15 protein-coding genes are annotated in these 19841 nt (G+C 64.4%); 11 read left to right on the top strand and 4 right to left on the bottom strand.

Annotated features, from left to right (window positions below; all coding sequences use genetic code 11):
• Positions 1-22: 22 nt before the first annotated feature.
• From recF to AC07UB_RS12170, 8 genes are all read left to right on the top strand, one after another.
• A complete protein-coding gene (gene recF / locus AC07UB_RS12205; protein WP_494653204.1) occupies positions 23-1162 on the top strand; it encodes a DNA replication/repair protein RecF in 1140 nt (379 codons plus the stop codon).
• Between the two features lie 228 nt (positions 1163-1390).
• The gene (gene gyrB / locus AC07UB_RS12200; RefSeq protein ID WP_494653202.1) at positions 1391-3832 is read left to right on the top strand and encodes a DNA topoisomerase (ATP-hydrolyzing) subunit B; all 2442 of its coding nucleotides are present in this window, start codon (positions 1391-1393) and stop codon (positions 3830-3832) included.
• Positions 3833-4082: 250 nt separating this feature from the next.
• On the top strand, positions 4083-6425 hold the full coding sequence (locus AC07UB_RS12195; RefSeq protein ID WP_494653201.1) for a Tex family protein: 2343 nt from the start codon (positions 4083-4085) through the stop codon (positions 6423-6425).
• A 71-nt stretch (positions 6426-6496) separates the two neighbouring features.
• The gene (locus AC07UB_RS12190; RefSeq protein WP_494653199.1) at positions 6497-7903 is read left to right on the top strand and encodes an MATE family efflux transporter; all 1407 of its coding nucleotides are present in this window, start codon (positions 6497-6499) and stop codon (positions 7901-7903) included.
• Positions 7900-8367, top strand: a complete 468-nt coding sequence (locus AC07UB_RS12185; protein WP_494653197.1) for a DUF2867 domain-containing protein — start codon at positions 7900-7902, stop codon at positions 8365-8367. The genes AC07UB_RS12190 and AC07UB_RS12185 overlap by 4 nt, the downstream gene beginning before the upstream one ends.
• Before the next feature lie 90 nt (positions 8368-8457).
• The gene (locus AC07UB_RS12180; protein ID WP_492791245.1) at positions 8458-9825 is read left to right on the top strand and encodes an MmgE/PrpD family protein; all 1368 of its coding nucleotides are present in this window, start codon (positions 8458-8460) and stop codon (positions 9823-9825) included.
• Positions 9826-9959: 134 nt separating this feature from the next.
• Complete coding sequence (locus AC07UB_RS12175; protein ID WP_494653195.1) at positions 9960-11336, top strand: malonyl-CoA decarboxylase; 1377 nt, start codon at positions 9960-9962, stop codon at positions 11334-11336.
• A 30-nt stretch (positions 11337-11366) separates the two neighbouring features.
• Positions 11367-12284 (top strand): pirin family protein, encoded by a 918-nt coding sequence (locus tag AC07UB_RS12170; protein ID WP_494653194.1) that lies wholly within the window; start codon positions 11367-11369, stop codon positions 12282-12284.
• On the opposite strand, the gene AC07UB_RS12165 is transcribed toward AC07UB_RS12170, so the two are convergent.
• The gene (locus AC07UB_RS12165) at positions 12285-13064 is read right to left on the bottom strand and encodes an SDR family NAD(P)-dependent oxidoreductase (protein ID WP_494653193.1); all 780 of its coding nucleotides are present in this window, start codon (positions 13062-13064) and stop codon (positions 12285-12287) included.
• A 43-nt stretch (positions 13065-13107) separates the two neighbouring features.
• The gene (locus AC07UB_RS12160; RefSeq protein WP_494653191.1) at positions 13108-13320 is read right to left on the bottom strand and encodes a hypothetical protein; all 213 of its coding nucleotides are present in this window, start codon (positions 13318-13320) and stop codon (positions 13108-13110) included.
• Between AC07UB_RS12160 and AC07UB_RS12155 the strand changes: the two genes are divergently transcribed.
• Positions 13319-14107 carry an enoyl-CoA hydratase/isomerase gene (locus AC07UB_RS12155; RefSeq protein WP_494653190.1) on the top strand — a complete coding sequence of 263 codons (789 nt, stop codon included), beginning with the start codon at positions 13319-13321 and terminating at the stop codon, positions 14105-14107. The genes AC07UB_RS12160 and AC07UB_RS12155 overlap by 2 nt on opposite strands.
• A gap of 171 nt (positions 14108-14278) precedes the next feature.
• A complete protein-coding gene (locus AC07UB_RS12150; RefSeq protein WP_494653188.1) occupies positions 14279-16498 on the top strand; it encodes an SLC26A/SulP transporter family protein in 2220 nt (739 codons plus the stop codon).
• Positions 16499-16519: 21 nt separating this feature from the next.
• Here AC07UB_RS12150 and AC07UB_RS12145 read toward each other — a convergent pair whose 3' ends face one another.
• On the bottom strand, positions 16520-16849 hold the full coding sequence (locus AC07UB_RS12145) for a hypothetical protein (RefSeq protein WP_492791251.1): 330 nt from the start codon (positions 16847-16849) through the stop codon (positions 16520-16522).
• A gap of 215 nt (positions 16850-17064) precedes the next feature.
• On the bottom strand, positions 17065-18066 hold the full coding sequence (locus AC07UB_RS12140; RefSeq protein WP_492791252.1) for an adenosine kinase: 1002 nt from the start codon (positions 18064-18066) through the stop codon (positions 17065-17067).
• A gap of 163 nt (positions 18067-18229) precedes the next feature.
• Here AC07UB_RS12140 and murJ point away from each other — a divergent pair, with 163 nt between their 5' ends.
• Positions 18230-19786 (top strand): murein biosynthesis integral membrane protein MurJ, encoded by a 1557-nt coding sequence (murJ, locus tag AC07UB_RS12135; protein WP_494653185.1) that lies wholly within the window; start codon positions 18230-18232, stop codon positions 19784-19786.
• Positions 19787-19841 lie beyond the last annotated feature (55 nt).

Genomic DNA, 19841 nt, shown 5'->3' with positions numbered 1-19841 from the left:
TTCTGCTGTAAGACGGCTCACCATGACCGTCTCCCGCATCCAGCGCCTCAGTCTGACGCATTTCCGCAACTACCGCGCGGCGAGCGTGGAGACGCGCGGCGATGTCGTCGTGCTGGTCGGCCCCAACGGCGCCGGGAAAACCAACTGCCTCGAGGCCATCTCATTCCTGTCGCCGGGACGCGGGTTGCGCCGCGCCACGCTCGATGACGTTGCCGATATTCAGGGTGACGGCTCGTGGGCAGTGTCGGCGGAAGTGGAAGGCGAACTCGGCCTCGCCACCCTCGGCACCGGCATCGACGCGCCCGCCTCCGAAGGCGCGGCCTCAAGCCGCCGCGTGCGCATCGACCGCGAGCCGGTGACGTCGGCCTCGGCGTTCGGGGATCATCTGCGCATGGTGTGGCTGACGCCCGCGATGGACGGCCTGTTCATGGGAGCGGCGTCGGAGCGGCGGCGGTTTTTCGACCGCCTGGTGCTCGCCATCGACTCTGAGCATTCCAGCCGCGTCTCGGCGCTGGATCGCTCCTTGCGCTCGCGCAACCGGCTGCTGGAAGACCGTAACTTCGACGCCCACTGGTGCGACGCCATTGAGCGCGAGACCGCGGAACTCGCAGTCGCCGTGGCCGCGCAGCGCGGCCAGACGCTGCAACGGCTCGCGGCCATGCTGGCCGCGCGCGGCAGCCAGTCGGCCTTTCCCTCCGCACTGATCGCGCTCGACGGCTGGATGGAGAATGCGCTGCTCAGCGAGACCGCCACCGCCGTGGAGGACCGCTATCGGGAGATGCTGCGGACAAGCCGCGCCAAAGATGCCGCCGCGGGGCGCACGACGAACGGACCGCACCTCACCGATCTGATGGTGATCTACGCGCCGAAAAACATGCCCGCGCGCGACGCCTCGACCGGCGAACAGAAAGCGCTGCTGATCGGCCTCGTGCTGGCTCACGCCACTCTTGTTGCCGAGATGACCGGCATCACGCCGTTACTGTTGCTCGATGAAATCGTCGCGCATCTCGATCCGAACCGCCGCGCGGCGCTGTTCGACGAACTCGCAACCCTCGGCGCGCAGGTCTGGATGACCGGCGCGGACCCGGTGGCGTTCACCGACATCGGCGCGCGCGCGGATGTTTTCAATGTCGAAGCGGGAACGGTAACGCGGCGACCGTGAGCCGAAAAACCAGCCCTGAACGACGCTTCGAAAGAGTCGCGAATCGGCCTTTTCAGCAGCCCCGAAAATGCCGTTTCGGAGCCTTGAAAAAAAGCTCAAAAATCCCATATTTTCAACAGCTTGATAAACGTCACTTTACCCTAGGCGCTTGACCGTTTTCGTGGCACAAATTGACAATCACGGGCGCATTTTCTGCGACCTGATTCGATCCATCTTTGAAGGCAACTCATGACCGAACCAGCCCGGCAAACCAGCGCCGAACCCGTTTCCAATCCAGATGCGGAGTACGGCGCTGAATCGATCAGGGTGCTGAAGGGTCTCGACGCCGTTCGCAAGCGGCCAGGCATGTACATCGGCGACACCGATGACGGCTCGGGCCTGCATCACATGGTGTACGAAGTCGTCGACAACGCGATCGACGAAGCGCTGGCCGGTCACGCCACGCGCGTCGAGGTCCTGCTCAATCCCGATAACTCGGTGACGGTGCGCGACGACGGCCGCGGCATTCCGACCGCCATTCACAAGGGCGAAGGCATTTCGGCCGCCGAGGTCATCATGACCCAGCTCCATGCCGGCGGAAAATTCGACCAGAATTCCTACAAGGTCTCCGGCGGCCTGCACGGCGTCGGCGTGTCCGTGGTCAACGCGCTGTCGAGCAAGCTGGAATTGCGTGTCTGGCGCGACGGCAAGGAACACTACATCCAGTTCAAGCACGGCGACGCGGTAGCGCCGCTCGAGATCGTCGGCGATGCCAACGGCAAGCGCGGCACCGAGGTGACGTTTCTCGCCTCCACCGACACCTTCACCAATGTCGAATACGATTTCGCCACGCTTGAGCATCGCCTGCGCGAGCTCGCGTTCCTGAATTCCGGCGTCAACATCCTGCTGTCCGACATGCGTCACGCGGTCGAGCAGCGCGTCGAGCTGTTCTACGAAGGCGGCGTCGAGGAGTTCGTCAAATATCTCGACCGCAACAAGAAGCCCGTGGTGGCGATCCCGATCGTAATGCGCGCCGAGCAGAACGGCATCACCGTCGAAGTCGCGATGTGGTGGAACGACAGCTACCACGAGAACGTGCTCTGCTTTACCAACAACATTCCCCAGCGCGACGGCGGCACGCATCTGGCGGGCTTCCGTGGTGCGCTGACGCGTCAGGTCACCGGCTATGCCGACGCCATGGCGAAGAAGGAAAAGATCGCGCTGACCGGCGACGATTGCCGCGAAGGCCTCACGGCTGTTCTGTCGGTGAAGGTGCCGGACCCGAAGTTCTCGTCGCAGACCAAGGACAAGCTGGTGTCCTCGGAAGTGCGTCCCGTGGTCGAGAACGTGCTGAACGCCGCGCTCTCCGCGTGGTTCGAGGAACATCCGTCCGAAGCCAAAACCATTGTCGGCAAGGTCATCGAGGCCGCCGCCGCGCGCGAGGCCGCGCGCAAGGCGCGTGACCTCACCCGCCGCAAGGGCGCGCTCGACATCGCCTCCCTGCCCGGCAAGCTTGCCGACTGCCAGGAGCGCGATCCGGCCAAGTCCGAACTCTTCATCGTCGAGGGCGATTCCGCAGGCGGCTCGGCCAAGCAGGGCCGCAACCGCGAATTCCAGGCAGTCTTGCCCTTGCGCGGCAAGATCCTGAACGTCGAACGCGCGCGCTTCGACAAGATGCTGTCGTCGGAGCAGATCGGCACGCTGATCACGGCGCTCGGCACCGGCATCGGCCGCGACGACTTCGACATCTCGAAGCTGCGCTATCACAAGATCATCGTCATGACTGACGCCGACGTCGACGGCGCGCATATCCGCACGCTGCTGCTGACGTTCTTCTTCCGTCAGATGCCGCAGCTGATCGATGGCGGCTTCCTCTACATCGCACAGCCGCCGCTCTTCAAGGTGACGCGCGGCAAGTCCGAGCAGTACCTCAAGGACGAGCGCGCGATGGAGGATTACCTGATCGAGACCGGCCTCGATGACTGCGTTCTCAAGCTGGCGTCGGGCGAGGACCGCAAGGGCCGCGACCTTCAGGTTCTGCTGGAGGACGCGCGCGTCATTCGCGGCATCCTGAACAGCCTGCACAGCCGCTACAACCGCAATGTCGTCGAGCAGGCGGCCATCGCGGGCGTGCTGAGCCCGCATGTCGTCGGCAACATCGAAACCGCCAACGCGGCCGCAGACTATATCGCCAAGCGCCTTGACGCGCTGGCCGACGAGGTCGAGCGTGGCTGGATCGGCACTTTCAGGGAAGGCGAAGGCTATTTCTTCGAGCGCACCGTGCGCGGCGTCAAGGACGTCGCCATGATCGACGACGCGCTGCTCGGCTCCGCCGAGGCGCGCAAGCTCGACGAATACGCGCCGCGCTTGCAGGAGGCCTATCCGCGCAGCGCGGTGCTTCGCCGCAAGGACACCGAAACGCCGATCCACGGCCCGGTCAGCCTGTTTGAGTCCGTCACCGACGCCGGCCGCAAGGGCGTCGCCTACCAGCGCTACAAAGGCCTCGGCGAAATGAACCCGCAGCAGTTGTGGGAGACCACGCTGGACGTCAACGCCCGCTCGCTGCTGCAGGTGAAGGTCAAGGAAGTCGACGCCGCAGACGACATCTTTACCAAGCTGATGGGCGATGTGGTCGAACCGCGCCGCGAGTTCATCCAGGACAATTCGCTCGACGCCAACGTGGACGTGTAAGCGACATCGGCTTCGCGTTCTGTGACAACGAACTGCATGCGACAGCATCGAGGCGCGTCGCATGCACGCGACGTTTATGTCGCACGATCAAATTTACCGGCGCGCCTGAAACTTCTCCACATTCCGATTTAATGCGTCGATCGTCTCTTGATGCATCCACAGTCTATGGGCATAAGCCGCTTCCTTCCCGTGACAACCCGGAAGCTGGCGTTGTCATCGAAAAGAATTCGCGACCTCAAAAGGATTCGGCGTGGCCAAGACAATCTCACAAACAATTGCCGATGAACTCGGCGTCCGCGAACAACAGGTCGATGCCACGATCAAGCTTCTCGACGACGGCTCGACCGTGCCGTTCATCGCGCGCTACCGCAAGGAAGTGACCGGCGCGCTCGACGACGCCCAGTTGCGCACGCTGGAAGAGCGCCTGACCTACTTGCGCGACATGGAAGCCCGCCGCACCACCATCCTCAATTCGATCCGCGAACAGGGCAAGCTGGATGCCGCGTTAGAGGCCGCGATTCTCGCCGCCGACAACAAGGGACGGCTTGAGGACATCTACCTGCCGTTCAAACCCAAGCGCCGGACCAAGGCCGAGATCGCGAAGGAAGCGGGACTTGAGCCGTTGGCGCAACTGCTGCTCACCGAGCCCGGCAACGATCCGCTCACGGTCGCGGCGCCTTTCATCGACGCCGACAAGCAGGTGGCCGATGCCGCAGCCGCGCTCGACGGCGCGCGCGCCATTCTGGTCGAACGCTTCGCCGAGGAAGCCGATCTGATCGGCGCGCTGCGCGAGCAGGCATGGTCGAACGGCGTGCTGGTGTCGAAACTGCGTGACGGCAAGAAGGAAGCAGGCGCGAAGTTCAGCGACTATTTCGAGTTCAGCGAGCCGCTGCACAAGCTGCCGTCGCATCGCATTCTCGCGATGTTCCGCGGCGAGAAGGAAGAAATGCTCGACCTGCAATTCCTGCCCGAGCCGCCCTCACCGACGCCGCCCGCTGTCACCTCATATGAATTGCGCATCAGGGAACGCTTCAACATCTCCGATCAGGGGCGGCCCGGCGACAAGTGGCTGGCCGAGACCGTGCGCTGGGCCTGGCGCACCAAGATCCTCGTTCACATCAACATCGATCTTCGCATGCGGCTGTGGACGGCAGCCGAAGAGGAAGCGGTGCGCGTGTTCGCGTCGAACCTGCGCGATCTTCTGCTCGCGGCGCCCGCCGGCGCGCGCGTCACCATGGGCCTCGATCCCGGATACCGGACCGGCGTGAAGGTCGCGGTGATCGATGCCACCGGAAAGGTCGTGGCAACGACGGCGATCTTCCCGCACGAGCCGCAGCGGCGCTGGGATGAATCGCTGGCCATTCTCGGCAAGCTCGCGCGCGAGCATCGCGTCGAACTGATTGCCATCGGCAACGGCACGGCGTCGCGCGAAACCGACAAGCTGGCCACCGATCTGGTCAAGCTTCTGCCCGAACTGAAAATGACCAAGATCGTGGTGTCGGAAGCCGGCGCATCGGTCTATTCCGCGTCCGCGTTCGCGTCGGAAGAACTGCCCGACCTCGACGTGACCTTGCGCGGCGCGGTGTCGATCGCGCGCCGCTTGCAGGATCCTCTCGCCGAACTGGTCAAGATCGATCCGAAATCCATCGGCGTCGGACAATACCAGCATGACCTCGGCGAGACGCGGCTGTCGCGCTCGCTCGATGCCGTGGTGGAAGACTGCGTGAACGGCGTCGGCGTCGATGCCAATACCGCATCCGCGCCGCTTCTGGCGCGCGTCTCCGGCATCGGTGCAGGCCTTGCCCAAAGCATCGTGCAGCACCGCGACGCCAACGGCCCGTTCCGCTCACGCAAGGCGCTGAAGGATGTGCCGCGGCTTGGCCCGAAGGCGTTCGAGCAATGCGCCGGCTTCCTGCGCATCAGCAACGGCGAAGACCCGCTCGACGCATCGGGTGTGCACCCGGAAGCGTATCCCGTGGTGCGCCGGATTCTCGCCGCCACCAAGAGCGACATCAAGGCGCTGATCGGCAACGCGGAGATCCTGCGGCAGATCAAGCCGCAGGCCTTCGTCGATGAGACCTTCGGCCTGCCCACCGTCACCGATATCCTGCGCGAGCTTGAAAAGCCCGGCCGCGATCCGCGTCCTGCCTTTAAGGCCGCCGTGTTCATGGACGGCATCGAGAAGGTGAGCGATCTCAAGCCCGGCATGGTGCTGGAGGGTGCTGTGACCAACGTGGCCGCGTTCGGCGCATTCGTCGATGTCGGCGTGCATCAGGACGGCCTCGTCCATATCTCCGCGATGTCGCGCACCTTCATCAAGGACCCGCGCGAAGTGGTGAAGCCGGGCGATATCGTCCGGGTCAAGGTGCTGGAGGTCGATATTCCGCGCAAGCGGATCGCGCTGACGCTGCGCCTCGACGACGAGATTGGGCCGAAGTCCGATCGCACCGCCCGGAGCGAGACGCGCGCACCAAAGCGCATGGAATCCAGCAGCCCGCCTCAACGCCGTGGATCGGCCCAGCCCTCTTCCGGCGGCGGCGCGCTCGCCGACGCGCTGCGGCGGGCAGCCGAAAAACAGGGCGGCCCGAAATAGCATCCAGCCCGGCGGATCGATGCGGACGCCTTGTCACGCTTCGGCCCTGCCGCTGTGCTAAGACACCTCCCATGACAATCCTCGACAAGGCAGAACCTGCCCGGGCGGGCATGGCGATTTCCGTCCGCAATCCGACAGCGACCGAGTTCGTCGAGACCATCAAGCTCGCGCTGCCGATTGCGCTGACGCAATTGGGCCAGATCGCCATGATGACCACCGATCTCGCGTTGATCGGCCGGCTCGGCGACAATGCCGTCGCCGCCGCAGCACTTGCGCATACGGTGTTCTTCGTCGCCTTCGTGATCGGCATGGGGCTGGTGTCAGCCGTCGCGCCATTGGCGGCGCAGGCGCTGGGCGCACGCCAGCCGCGCACGGTCCGCCGTGCGTTGCGGGTCGGTCTGTGGGCAGCACTTCTGCTGTGCGTGCCGATGATGCTGCTGCCGCTGTTCGGTGAACAGGTTTTGATCCTGCTCGGTCAGGCGCCGGACAACGCCCGCCTCGCGCAGCGTTATCTGCTGGGCCTCGCGCCCGGAATGGCGCCTGCGCTGTGCTTCATGGCGATCCGCAATTTCATGGGCGCGGTCAACCGGCCGGAGCCGGGCCTGTGGATCACGCTGGCCGCGATCCCGGCCAATGCGCTGCTGGGTTACGCGCTGATCCACGGCCACTGGGGCATGCCCAAGCTCGAACTGCTCGGCGCGGGCGTCGCCACCACGACGGTGAATTTCGGCATGTGCGCGGCGGCGCTGTGGTTTACCTACAGCCGGCGGCCGTTCAAGAAATTCCATGTGCTCGGGCGGTTCTGGCGGATTGACTGGCCGCTGATGCGGCAGCTTGTGGTGATCGGTGCGCCGATCGCGGTCTCGTTTCTGCTTGAATACGGATTGTTCTCCGCCGCCGGTCTGCTGATGGGCGTGATCAGCACGACGGCGCTGGCCGCACATCAGATCGCGCTGCAGATCGCCGCCATTTTGTTCATGGTGCCGTTCGGCATCGGCATGGCGGCCACCGTGCGTGTCGGTCAGGCCCTGGGACGCGGCGACACCGCCGCAATCCGGCGTGCGGGTCTGGTCGCCATCGCGCTCGGGATCGCGTTCATGACGATCATGACGCTGGCGGTGATCCTCGTGCGGTTCGAGGTCGCGGGATTTTTCTTCGGCGAGACCAAACAAGGTGTCGCCGCGGTCGAGCTTGCCGCGACCCTGATGATGGTCGGCGCGACCTTCTTCATCGCGGACGGCATCCAGACCGTGGCAGCCGGCGCGCTGCGCGGTCTCAGCGACACCCGCGTGCCGCTGCTGCTCGCAGCCATCAGTTACTGGCTGATCGGATTCACGGCGGCCTATGGCCTCGCGTTCTGGACAAGTTCGGGCGCCATCGGCGTCTGGATCGGCCTCTCCATCGGCACTGGAATCTATGCCATCGTGCTGGTGCTGCGCTTCCGCACGCTGACGCAGCGGCTGGAGCTTGCAGCATGACCGCCCTCGCCGTTGCGCCGGACGCCGCCGCCAGAACATTGCTTCCCGGCGCGCAATTCGCCGATGCCTTTCGTGTCGCGGTGAGTGACGATGCTCTCACCGCACGGCACGCCGCGGAGCGGATGTTCGAGCGTCAGCCGCGATGGATCGGCAGCCTGATGACCCTGCGGAATCTCGTGGTCGCGCCGCTCGGCCTCAAGACGCCGTCGCACGGAAAAGCCCTCGCCGCCGATTCGATCGGCGTCTTTCCCGTTATCAGCGAGACGCCTGGGCGCATCGTGGCGGGCTTCGACGACAAACACCTCGACTTCCGCGTGATCGTGGAGGTGTCCGGCGCCGCACCCCGGCGCGACGTGACCGCAACCACGCTGGTGATGACGCATAACCTGCTCGGCAGGGTTTATCTCGCGACCATCATGCCGTTCCACCGCATCATCGTCCCCGCCATGATGCGGCAGATCTGACCGATCCCGCACGCGAGCATTGCGCCAGCCCGGCTTGAACGCCGTGCACAGGCCGCGTAGCTTCTCGCCCGAATTCGGAGCAGGACATCCATGGCGAATGAAACCGCAACGCTGGCCGCTTACGTTGCAAACCTCAAGTATGAGGACATTCCGGCCGAAGTGCTGGAACGCGCCAAGGCGCTGACGCTGGATTTCCTCGGCAGCGCCGTGCGCGCGCGCAGCGAAGCCGAATCCACGCCGTCGCTGCTGGCGATGCTCGCCACGCTTGGCCTCGACGGCAAGGGCGACGCCACCGTCTGCGGCGACGCCAAAACCTATACCCCGGCCATCGCCGCGCTTCTGAACGGCGCGCTCGGCCATTCGCTCGATTTCGACGACACCCACGCGGATTCCTCGCTGCACCCCAGCGCACCCGTCGTGCCCGCCGCGTTCGCGGTCGGCGAGATCACGGGCGCCAGCGGCCGCGAGGTGCTGACCGCCATCGTCGCGGGCTACGAAGTCTGCTGCCGCCTCGGCAATGCGCTCGATCCGACATCGCATTACGCCAAAGGCTTCCACCCCACCGCCACCGCGGGCACCTATGGCGCGGCAGCGGCGGCGGCGAAACTCTACAAGCTCAGTGCCGACCAGATCGTTGCAGCATTCGGTGTCTCGGGCAGCCAGGCAGCGGGCTCGTTGCAGTTTCTGGTCAACGGCGCATGGAACAAGCGCTATCAGGTCGGCGCCGCCGCGATGAACGGCGTCGTCGCCGCGTCCCTCGCGCGTGAAGGTTTTATCGGCGCGACGGAATCGGTCGAGGGCAAGCACGGTCTTCTGGTCGGCTACAGCGACGACGCGCACCCCGACAAGGCCACTGCCGGTCTCGGCAAGATCTACGAGACCATGAAGATCGGCGTGAAGCCGTATCCGAGCTGCCGCTACACCCACGCCGCCATCGACGCGCTGATCGCCATGCGCCGCGAGCACAATCTCACGCCTGAGAACATCAAGCGCGTCGAGATCGGCCTGCACCGCAACGGCATCACGCTGACCGGCGATGCCGCCACCAAGCGCCACGCCCGCAGCGTGGTCGGCGGACAATTCTCGATGTTCTTCACCGGGGCGCTCGCGCTCGATCAGGGCTCGTTCGGCTGGGACGATTACAAGCGGCTCGGCGACCCGGCCATCGAGGCGCTCGCCGACAAGTTCGACGTGGTGCAGGACGCGCGGCTGGAAGGCAAAACCCATCCGTTCGGCGCGCGCGTTTCCATCGACGCCGGCGAAGGCGTGATCGAACGCCTCATTCCCGATCCGTCGGGTGAGCCGTCGTCGTTTCCCGATGCGGCAGCGATGCAGCAGAAATTCCTGCAACTGGCGCGGCCGGTGCTCAACGAGCGCGCGGACCGTTTCGCGGACGCGGTACTGTCGCTGGAGAAATTCGACCGGATCGGCAGCGTCACATCTCTCGCGCGGCTTTGAGCCGCACCACCGCCGAACTGCCCGCACATCAGGCATTCCCCAACCAAAGTCCGGCATCAAGCGTCTGGAATCGGTCGCATTCGCTGCGTATCATTCAAGGATGATACCGGACCGCGAAGGAGCATGCTGACCCCATGGCGACACTGGGACTAGACCGCGCCTCCCTGAGCAATCTGCTCTCCACGCTGACCACACGCGGCCGCAGCCTGCTCGGCCTGTCGACCGGCTCACGCGCGATGTCGCAGGCCGAACTGATCGGGCTTGGCGAAACCCTGCTGTCCCGGCGCGGCGAGGCCACCGGCGTGGCGCTCGCCAATTCGCTGCTCGCCGGCTACGCCGCCGCGAGCGAGGCCGATCAACTCGCATTCCTCAACGCGCTCGCCGACCTGTTCGGGCCGGACATGACCGAACTGGACGCGGCGCTGGCGGCGGTGCGCGACAAGGGCACGTCCGCCGATACCATCAGTCAATTATTGAAGGCCGCCGAACCGCGCCGCCAGGAGTTGATCCGGCGTTTGAATCTTGCGCCGGGCGGCACCGCCTCGCTGGTGCGGATGCGGGAGGCGCTGCTGACGCATATCAAGGATCATCCGGCGCTCAAGCATGTCGACAGCGATTTCGTGCATCTGTTCGCGTCGTGGTTCAACAGGGGTTTTCTTGTGCTGCAACGGATCGACTGGACCACGCCGGCCAACATCCTCGAGAAGATCATCCGCTACGAGCAGGTCCACGCGATCTCCAACTGGGACGATCTGCGCAGCCGCCTCGCACCGTCGGACCGCCGCTGCTACGGCTTCTTCCATCCGCAGCTGGTGGATGAGCCGCTGATCTTCGTCGAGGTGGCGCTGACCCGCGAAAGTCCGGCAGCGATCGCGCCATTGCTCGATCTCACCCGCGCGCCGATCGCGGCGACCGACGCCACCACTGCGGTGTTCTATTCGATCTCGAACACCCAGAAGGGCCTCGGCGGCATTTCGTTCGGCAACTTCCTGATCAAGCAGGTGGTCGAGGACATCAAGCGCGAACTGCCGAATGTGCAGACTTTCGTGACGCTCTCGCCGGTGCCCGGCTTCGCCGCGTGGCTGAAGCGGGAACGCACGTCGGAGGATTCCACGCTGCTCGATGCCTCGTCGCGGGCCGTGCTTGAAGCGCTGGATACCCCGGACTGGGCCGACGACGCCGAGACCTCAGAGCAGGTCAAAGCCGCGCTGCTGCCGCTGGCGGCGTATTATTTTCTCGACGCCAAAACACCGCGCGGGCTGCCGGTCGATCCGGTCGCGCGATTCCATCTCGGCAACGGCGCACAGCTGGAGCGGCTGAATTTTCTCGGCGACCGCTCGGAGAAGGGCCTCCAGCAATCGCACGGGCTGATGGTGAACTATCTCTACGCGCTCGACAAGATCGAGACGAACCACGAAGCCTATGCCGAAAAGGGACAGGTCGCATCGTCATCGGCGGTTCGCAAGATGCTGCCGGCGCGCGCGGTCGCGGAGATATCGGCCAGCGCGTAATATCAAGTTTGCTATCAAAGGAGTTGCGTCATGAGCTGGATGCCATCGAACGATCCTATTCTCGGCGATCCGAAAACCTGCGACGCGCTTGAACTGATGATCGTGCCGCGCACGCGCGATCTCGGCGACGGCTTCGCGGTCCGCCGCGCGCTGCCGCATGGCAAGCGGCAGATGGTCGGCCCCTTCATCTTTTTCGATCACTTCGGCCCGGTGCAGTTCGTCGCCGGCAAGGGCATGGATGTGCGGCCGCATCCGCATATCGGCCTCGCCACCGTCACCTATCTGTTCGACGGCAGCATCATGCACCGCGACAGCGAGGGCAACATTCAGGAGATCCAGCCCGGCGCCATGAACCTGATGACCGCCGGACGCGGCATCGCCCATTCCGAACGCACGCCCGACGTGCAGCGCGCCAACGGGCAAAAGATGCTCGGCCTGCAAAGCTGGATCGCGCTTCCCGCAGGCTCCGAGGAAATCGCGCCGTCGTTCCAGCATTTCGCGGCGGAAACGCTGCCCGTGGTGGAAGACAAGGGTTTCAAGGCGCGCATCATCGCCGGATCGTCATTCGGTGCGAAGGCCTCGGTCGACATGGTCTCGGAGTGGTTTTACGTCGAGGTCGCGCTCGACGCCGGCATGACCGCGCCGCTCGACGCCGATCATGAGGAGCGCGCGATCTACATCGTGGATGGAGAGATCGAAATTGCGGGCGAGAAATTCGTCAGCCCGCAATTGCTGATCTTCCGTCCCGGCGACCGCATCACCGTGAGGGCGACGCGCCCGACCCGGATGATGTTCCTCGGCGGCGCTGCGCTGGAAGGCCCCCGCCACATCTGGTGGAATTTCGTCTCGTCCAGCAAGGAGCGCATTGAGGAGGCCAAGGCCGACTGGAAGGCCGGACGCTTCGCCCATGTGCCCAACGAGCACGAGTTCATTCCGCTGCCGGAATAGTTAGAACGCCGTATAGCCGCCGTCGATCAGGATGGTGTCCGCGGTATGATACGATGACGCCTTGCTCATCAGATAAACCGCGATGCCGCCGAAATCCGACGGCTCGCCGAACCGCCGCACCGGAATGCGCGGCATCACATTGGCAACGAACTTGTCGTTGGCCATGAGTCTTTCCGTCATGTCGCTCTTGATCCACCCGGGCAGGATCGCGTTCGCGGTGACGCCATGGCGCGCGAGTTCAACCGCGAGCGCCCGCACCAGTGCGTTGATGGCGGATTTTGTCGCGGCATAGTGCTCGTTGCGCGCGGTGCCGAACAGGGAGGCGAGACTCGACGTGGCCACTAGCCGTCCGAAGGCATCGCCGCCCGCTGCGCGCTCGGTCATGTGCCGCGCCGCCGCCTGAAACACATGAAACACGCCGTCGAGATTGGTCGAAAACATCTTGCGCCAGTCCTCTTCGGTGCGGTCGATGAAGGCATGACGTCCGCCGCCGCCGATTCCGGCATTGGCGAAACAGCCGTCGACGCGGCCGAATGTATCGAGCGTGGCCGTCATCGCAGCTTTCACCGAAGCTGTATCCGTAACATCGCAGACGCGCGCCTCGACCTTGCCGCCCTTCGCCGAGATCGTCGCCGCAGCCTGCGCATTCTTCTCGGCATTGCGGCCCCAGATCGACACGGCGCAGCCTTCCGCCGCCAGCGCCTGCGCGATGCCAAGCCCGATGCCGCCATTGCCGCCGGTCACCACCGCCACGCGGCCGCTCAGATCGAAAATGCTCATGTCGTTTCATCTCCCGTTGCGCGCTTGCCGCGACATTGGCCAATCATTGCTGCGAAATCAAACCTGCGGACGCTGCGCGCACCGTCGTTTCCGCCATGCGAAATTGACGTTCGCTGCGCATGGCAGACCCGCCATCGCGAACGTCCTTTCCCTCGCCGTTTACACTCCGCCGGGTTTCCGGAATAGTTCGCGGCGAAACGAAGCCGACGACCTGATCGGCGTCACGTTCATCATCAAAACCAAACGAGGAACGCATGCAGTTCAAACATTGCCGGCTGGAATTCGACGGACCGGTCGCCACGCTTGTGCTCGATCATCCCGAAGTCATGAACGCGGTCTCCGCCGATATGCTCGACGGCCTGATCGAGGCGATGGACGCGATCGACGAGAAGCGCGACGAAATCCGCTGCCTCGTCCTGACCGGCGCGGGCAAGGCGTTTTGCACCGGCGCAAATCTTCAGAGCCGCGCCGCAGGCGGCAAGAAGCCCAGCGCCGGCACCACGCTGGAAACCGCCTTCCATCCCTTCCTGCGCCGCCTGCGCAACCTGCACTGCCCGATCGTCACGTCCGTCAACGGACCCGCCGCCGGCGCCGGCATGAGCTTCGCGCTGATGGGCGACATCATTTTGTGCGCGCGGTCGTCTTACTTCCTGCAGGCGTTCCGCCGCATCGGCCTGGTGCCGGATTGCGGATCGACCTGGATCCTGCCGCGTCTGATCGGCAAGGCCCGCTCGGTCGAACTGTCGCTGCTGGGCGAGCGGCTTCCGGCGGAGAAGGCGCTGGAATGGGGTCTGGTCAATCGCGTGGTCGATGACGCGGCGCTGGCTGAGGAAACTAAGAAACTTGCGCACGATCTTGCCAACGGCCCGACCGTGGCGCTGTCGCTGATCCGCCGGCTCTATTGGGAAAGCGAGAACAATTCGTTCGAGGAGCAGCTCGATCTGGAGCAGCAGCTCCAGCGCTCCGCCGGCCGCACCGAGGACTTCAAGGAAGGCGTCGGTGCGTTTCTTGAAAAGCGCCCGGCGAAATTCAAAGGCCGCTGATTCAGCGATAGAATCGGACTGCCAAAGGCCGCGCTGGAAGCAGCGCGGCCTTTGCCTTGAGCAGGTGCCGTATCTCATTGCACGCAAGCGGCGCACATAAAGGCGGCTGTCATAAGAATCTCTTTTACGTCCGCCTCGCCGTCGTCTACGACAAGCGGCTTCCCTCATTGGATGTCCCGCGTGGCTTTCCCCTCTGCCAATCCCGCTCCCGGCCTGGACATGAAACTGCGCGCGCGTCTGATCGACGTATTCGCCAGCGCGGGACCCGCCGTTCTGACGGTGTCTTTCGGCCTCTCCTATTCGGTGCTGATCTTCTCCGGACCGCTGGCGGTCTACCTGCCCTACGGCATTGCGGCGACATTTACCGCGACCGCCATCATCGCGGCGGTGATCGCGCTCGGCAGCACCTTCCCCTTTGCCGTCGGGGCGCCCGAAACATCCACGGCGGCGGTGACCGGCATTCTGGCAGCGACACTGGTCGAGCATATCGCCACGGCGGCCCCTACCACGCCGCTGCTCGGTCCGGTGCTTCTGACACTGTCCGCAGCGACCGTCATCACCGGACTCGTGCTGTGCAGCATGGGTCTCACCCGGATCGGCCGTGCAATCCGCTACGTGCCTTATCCTGTAATCGGCGGATTCCTCGGCTCGACCGCGTTGCTGATCGTGCTCGGCGGAATCCGGGTCATCACGAACCAGCCCTTGCGTCTCGACAACCTGGCTTCGTTCGCAAATCCCATGACGGTGTACGAACTGCTCGCAGGCGGCGCGCTGGCGTTCATCATCTACCTGGTGTGGCATCGATCACGTAATCCGCTGGCGCTGCCGGCAATCCTGATCGCCGGCGTCATCGTGGCCCACATCGTTTTCAGCTACGCCGGCATTTCGCCGGAGCAGGCGCAGGCGCTCGGCTGGACATTCCAGTCCCCGCCCCGCGCGAGCGCGATGACGCCGTGGCATCTGGGCGAAATTCAAAACTATCCATGGCAAGCGCTGCCGGGATTGCTCGGCAATCTCGTCGCGGTGATTTTTGTCACCGCGATCAGCACGCTGTTCAACACCACGGGCCTCGAGGTCGCGACCAACCGCGAAGCCAATCTCGAACGCGAGTTGAATGTCGCGGGCATCGCCAATATCCTCTCCGGATTTTTCGGCGGCTATGCCGGGTGCATCTCGCTCAGCCGCTCGCTGCTCAATGCCAACAGCGGCGCGACCAGCCGCATCTCCGGGTTGATGGTGGCTGCTGTCGCGGTCCTGATGCTGGTGGCCGATCCGGCGTTGCTCAGCTACATGCCGAAATTCATTCTCGGCGGCCTGCTGCTCTATCTCGGAATCGATCAGCTCAACCGCTGGATCGTCGAGTCGCGAAAGCGGCTCTCGACCATCGAATACCTGTCGCTGCTCGCGATCATCTTCATCATCGTGAAATGGGGTTTCATCGCCGGCATCCTGATCGGAACCGTGATCGGCTGTGCGACATTCGCGTTAAGTGCCTCGCGCATCAGCTCGATCAAGTTCGGCTTCAACGGCGCAGAGTATCGCAGTTCGCTCGATCGCTCACGGCAGGACCTCGCCTTGCTGGCCATCCACGGCAAGGAGATCCATGGACTCAATCTGCAAAGCTATCTGTTCTTCGGTTCGGCCAACCGGCTTTATCAGCACGTCAAGTCGCTGTTGTCGCGCCACCCGGAGTGCCGCTACCTGGTGTTCGACTTCAAGCTTGTAACCGGCATCGATTCATCGGCCGCCTACAGCTTTGCCCAGATCCGGCGCTCGGCACTCGAAAACAGCGTGAAGCTCGTTCTCGTCAACCTGCCGCGGGCCACCGAAAAGACGCTGCGGTCGGGCGAGTTTCTGTCGGACGATATTCTGGTGATGCCGGAGCTCGATCATGCGCTGGAATGGTGTGAGAACGAAATCATCGGCCGGCATCGCGGACTGGAGCAGGAAGAAGGCGATCTGCAAGGCTGGTTCGCAACCATTCTCGGCAGCGATAGCGATGCCGCGGAACTGGCGCAGCGCTGTCAGCGCATCAAGGTCGGAGCACGGGACGTCATCGCCAAGACCGGTGAACCGGCGGACTCCATGCTGTTTATTCTGAGCGGCCGGGTCGGCATCATGGTGGACGCCGGCGGCGGCCGCACCACGCGCGTGCGCAGCCTCGGACGTCACACCACGGTCGGCGAAATGGGCCTTGTGGCGCGCCAGCCGCGCAGCGCAACCATTCAGGCAGAGATCGACAGCGTGCTCTATGTGCTGAAAGCCGACGTGTTCGACGCCATGATGGCCGGCAATCCGGCGCTCGGCCAGAAGCTCCTGACCTACTTCATGTCGGTGATGGCAGAGCGGCTGACGTTCGCCAGCCGCATGATCGGCGTGCTGCGCCGCTAGCGGCAGGCACAGGCCGATGGATTAAGCCACGTGGCTCATGAAGGCTTCGCGGCGGCCGATCATGCGTTCCGCGGCGACCTTCGCCTCTCCGCGTGTCGCGGTCGCAAAGGTGCGGTATTCCAGATCAGGCAACATCGCGGCATCGCGCTTGCCGAACCACGAAACAAACGATTTCGATCCGGAGCCGATCGACGACAATGCATGGGCGAGGTTCTCGGATGCTTCAAAGGCGAACAACGCGCCGGACGAGACGTGCCTCACCTCGAAAATTCCCGGTCCGATCGGCGCCTCGAGCTTTTCATTCCGCGCTGCCCTCGGATAACGTTTCCACTCGCTCCAGCTCGCAATCATGGCGCCCCTCCGTCCCGCCTTGCGCGGGCCTCCTTGAAGTCATCGGTCTGTCCGCATCGCGGCAAACATTTCAACATCCATCCCCGGCATTGGTTCCAGCCGGAAATCTCATTCCGTTATATGGTTGCCGTCGAGGAGACCTTCAAGCGGGATCGCGGTTAACGAACGATCACCCGAGCGTGAACGATTGATCGGGCGCGGCCAGGAAGCCCGTTTTAAACCGGCAGTCCGGCCGCCTGCGCCAGAGTCTTCAGCGAGGTCTGCGGCCGCGCGCCGATGTGCTGGATCACTTCGGCCGCCGCAAGCGCACCGAGACGGCCGCATTGCTCATGGCCCAGACCGCGCACCGTGCCGAACAGGAATCCCGCCGCGAACAGATCGCCCGCGCCGGTCGTGTCCACCACCTGCTTCACCGGCGAGGCCGGCACCGCCGTCACCTTGTCCTTCGAGACGACGACGCAGCCCTTCTCGCTGCGGGTGACCACGGCGAGCGCCGCGTCGCTGCGCAATTGCGCCAGCGCCTTGTCGAAGTCATCGATCTGATAGAGCGATGTCAGTTCGGCTTCATTGGCGAACACCAGATCGACGGTCTTGCTGCGGATGAGATCGAGAAACTCGTCGCGGTAGCGGCCCACGCAAAACGCATCCGACAGCGTCAGCGCCACGCTGCGCTTGTTGTCATGGGCAATCTTGGAGGCTTTCAGGAAAGCCTCCTTGGCCTGCGCCGGGTCCCACAGATAGCCTTCGAGATAGACGATGGAGGACGCCGCGATCTGCGCCGGATCGATGTCGGCGGCGGACAGGTCCTGCGCCGCACCAAGATAGGTGTTCATGGTGCGCTCGCCGTCCGGCGACACCAGAATGTAACTGCGCGCGGTCGCAGGCCCCGTCGAGGCCGGGCGGGTCTCGAACGCCACGCCGGCAGCGCCGATGTCGTGGCTGAACACATTGCCGAGTTGGTCGTCACGCACCTTGCCGACGAACGCCGCGCGCGCGCCGAGATTGGCGAGACCGGCGATGGTGTTGGCTGCGGAGCCGCCCGAAATTTCGGTGGCCGGCCCCATCGCCTGATAGATCGCGGCCGCCCGCGCCTCGTCGATCAGCGCCATCGCGCCCTTGGTCATGCCCTGCTCGCTAAGGAAGCCGTCCTCGGTTTTCGCCAGAATATCGACGATGGCGTTGCCGATGCCGAGAACGTCGTATGTCGCTGCGGTCATTAATGATATTCCTGTTGAGGGAGGGCGGAACCGGCAAAAGCTGGTATTTCAGGGAGGGTGTGAAAGGCCGTTTCCAAGGAGCCTGGAAAGGTCTTTTGCAACAACCGGCGACCTATCACGACACCATGTCCGCCAGCAAGCATGTGATCCGCAGAATAGCCCGATGATCCGTCATATCCTGACCGTATCGACCGGAACGCTGGCGTCGCGGACGCTGGGCTTCACCCGGGATGCGCTGATTGCGGCGCTGCTCGGCGCGGGGTCGATCGCGGACGCGTTTCTGGTCGCGTTTCAGTTCATCAACGTGACGCGACGCTCATTCACCGAAGGCGCGCTGAACGCGGCCCTGGTGCCGGACTATCTCAAGGTGCGCGAAACCGAAGGCGCGGCCGCCGCCGCCGCCTTCGCGGGACGGGTGCTCGGCAGCGTCAGCCTCATTCTTATTGTCATCGCGCTGCTGCTCGGGCTTCTGATGCCGCTCGTGATCTCCGTGCTCGCGCCCGGCTTCATCGGGCACGAGACGTTGCAACTTGCCGTCACCGATGCGCGGCTGATGATGCCGTATCTCGCCTTCGTCGGTCCTTCCATCGTGATGATGGGCGTGCTGAACGCCGAGCATCGCTTCATGCTCACCGCGATTTCGCCGGTGCTGTTCAACCTGACCATGATCGTGGTGCTCGTCGTGCTGCTGGTATGGCGGCACGATCCGATGTTCTCGGCCACCGTTATCGCAGGCGCGGTCGGCGTCGCCGGATGCGTGCAAATGTTGATCCTCGTTCAGCGCAGGCCGTGGCGCGACGGCGTGGCCACGCCGGTGCGGATTTCATTCGACCCGCAGATTCGCGGATTCTTCCGCAAGGGCGTTCCCGGCATGATCGCCAATGCCGGACCGCAATTCCTGATTGTCGGCGGCGCGATTGTCGCTTCGAGTTCACCCGCTGCCGTGTCGTGGCTGTATTTCGCCAACCGCCTGATCGAATTGCCGCTCGGCATGGTCGGCGTGGCGATGGGTACCGTGCTGGTGCCTGAACTGACCCGCGCGATCCGCAGCGGCGACAAGGCCGCCTTGATGAAGGCCGAGTCGCGCGGGTTCGAACTCGCCACCGGCCTCATCCTGCCCGCGACGCTTGGTTTCTTCATCCTCAGCCAGCCGATCATCCGCGTGCTGTTCGAGCGCGGCGCATTCACGCCGGCCGACACGGCGGCGACCGCGCAGGCGCTATCGATCCTCGCGCTCGGCCTGCCGGCGCACGTTCTGGTCAAGGTGCTGTCGCCGGCGTTCTTCGCCCGCGAAGACACCAAAACGCCGCTGGTGGCGACGCTGGCCGGCATCGCCATCGCCGTGGTCTGCGGATTGTTCTTCGGACGCGGCTATGGCGCGAGCGGCGTCGCCGCCAGCGTCTCGCTCGGCGCCTGGGCCTGCGCGGGCATTCTGGCCTGGCGCGGAAGTGCGACATTCGGCTTCGCCATCGACGCCATCGCACGGCGGCGGCTGCCGCGCATTGCGATCTGCGCGGCAATCATGGGGACCATGCTGTTCATCGCCGAATCCTTCGTGGCTCCGGTGACGGCCGGTGCAGGCTTCGCGGCAAATCTCACCATTCTCGGCGGACTGGTGGCGGCGGGCGTCTCGTTCTACGGGCTGCTGCTGGACCTGTTCGGCGTGGTGAGCTGGGGCGAAGCCATCAGCAATTTGCGCGATGGCGGCTTGCGCGAGTAAGCCCCGCGTGGCTAAAGACGCCCGGGCATGATCCCGAAAAGTGGATACCGGTTTT

The organism is Afipia sp. GW821-FHT04G03 (genome assembly GCF_059419985.1).
Note: the sequence above shows the minus strand (reverse complement) of the source record. Positions and strands in the feature narration are given on the sequence as shown.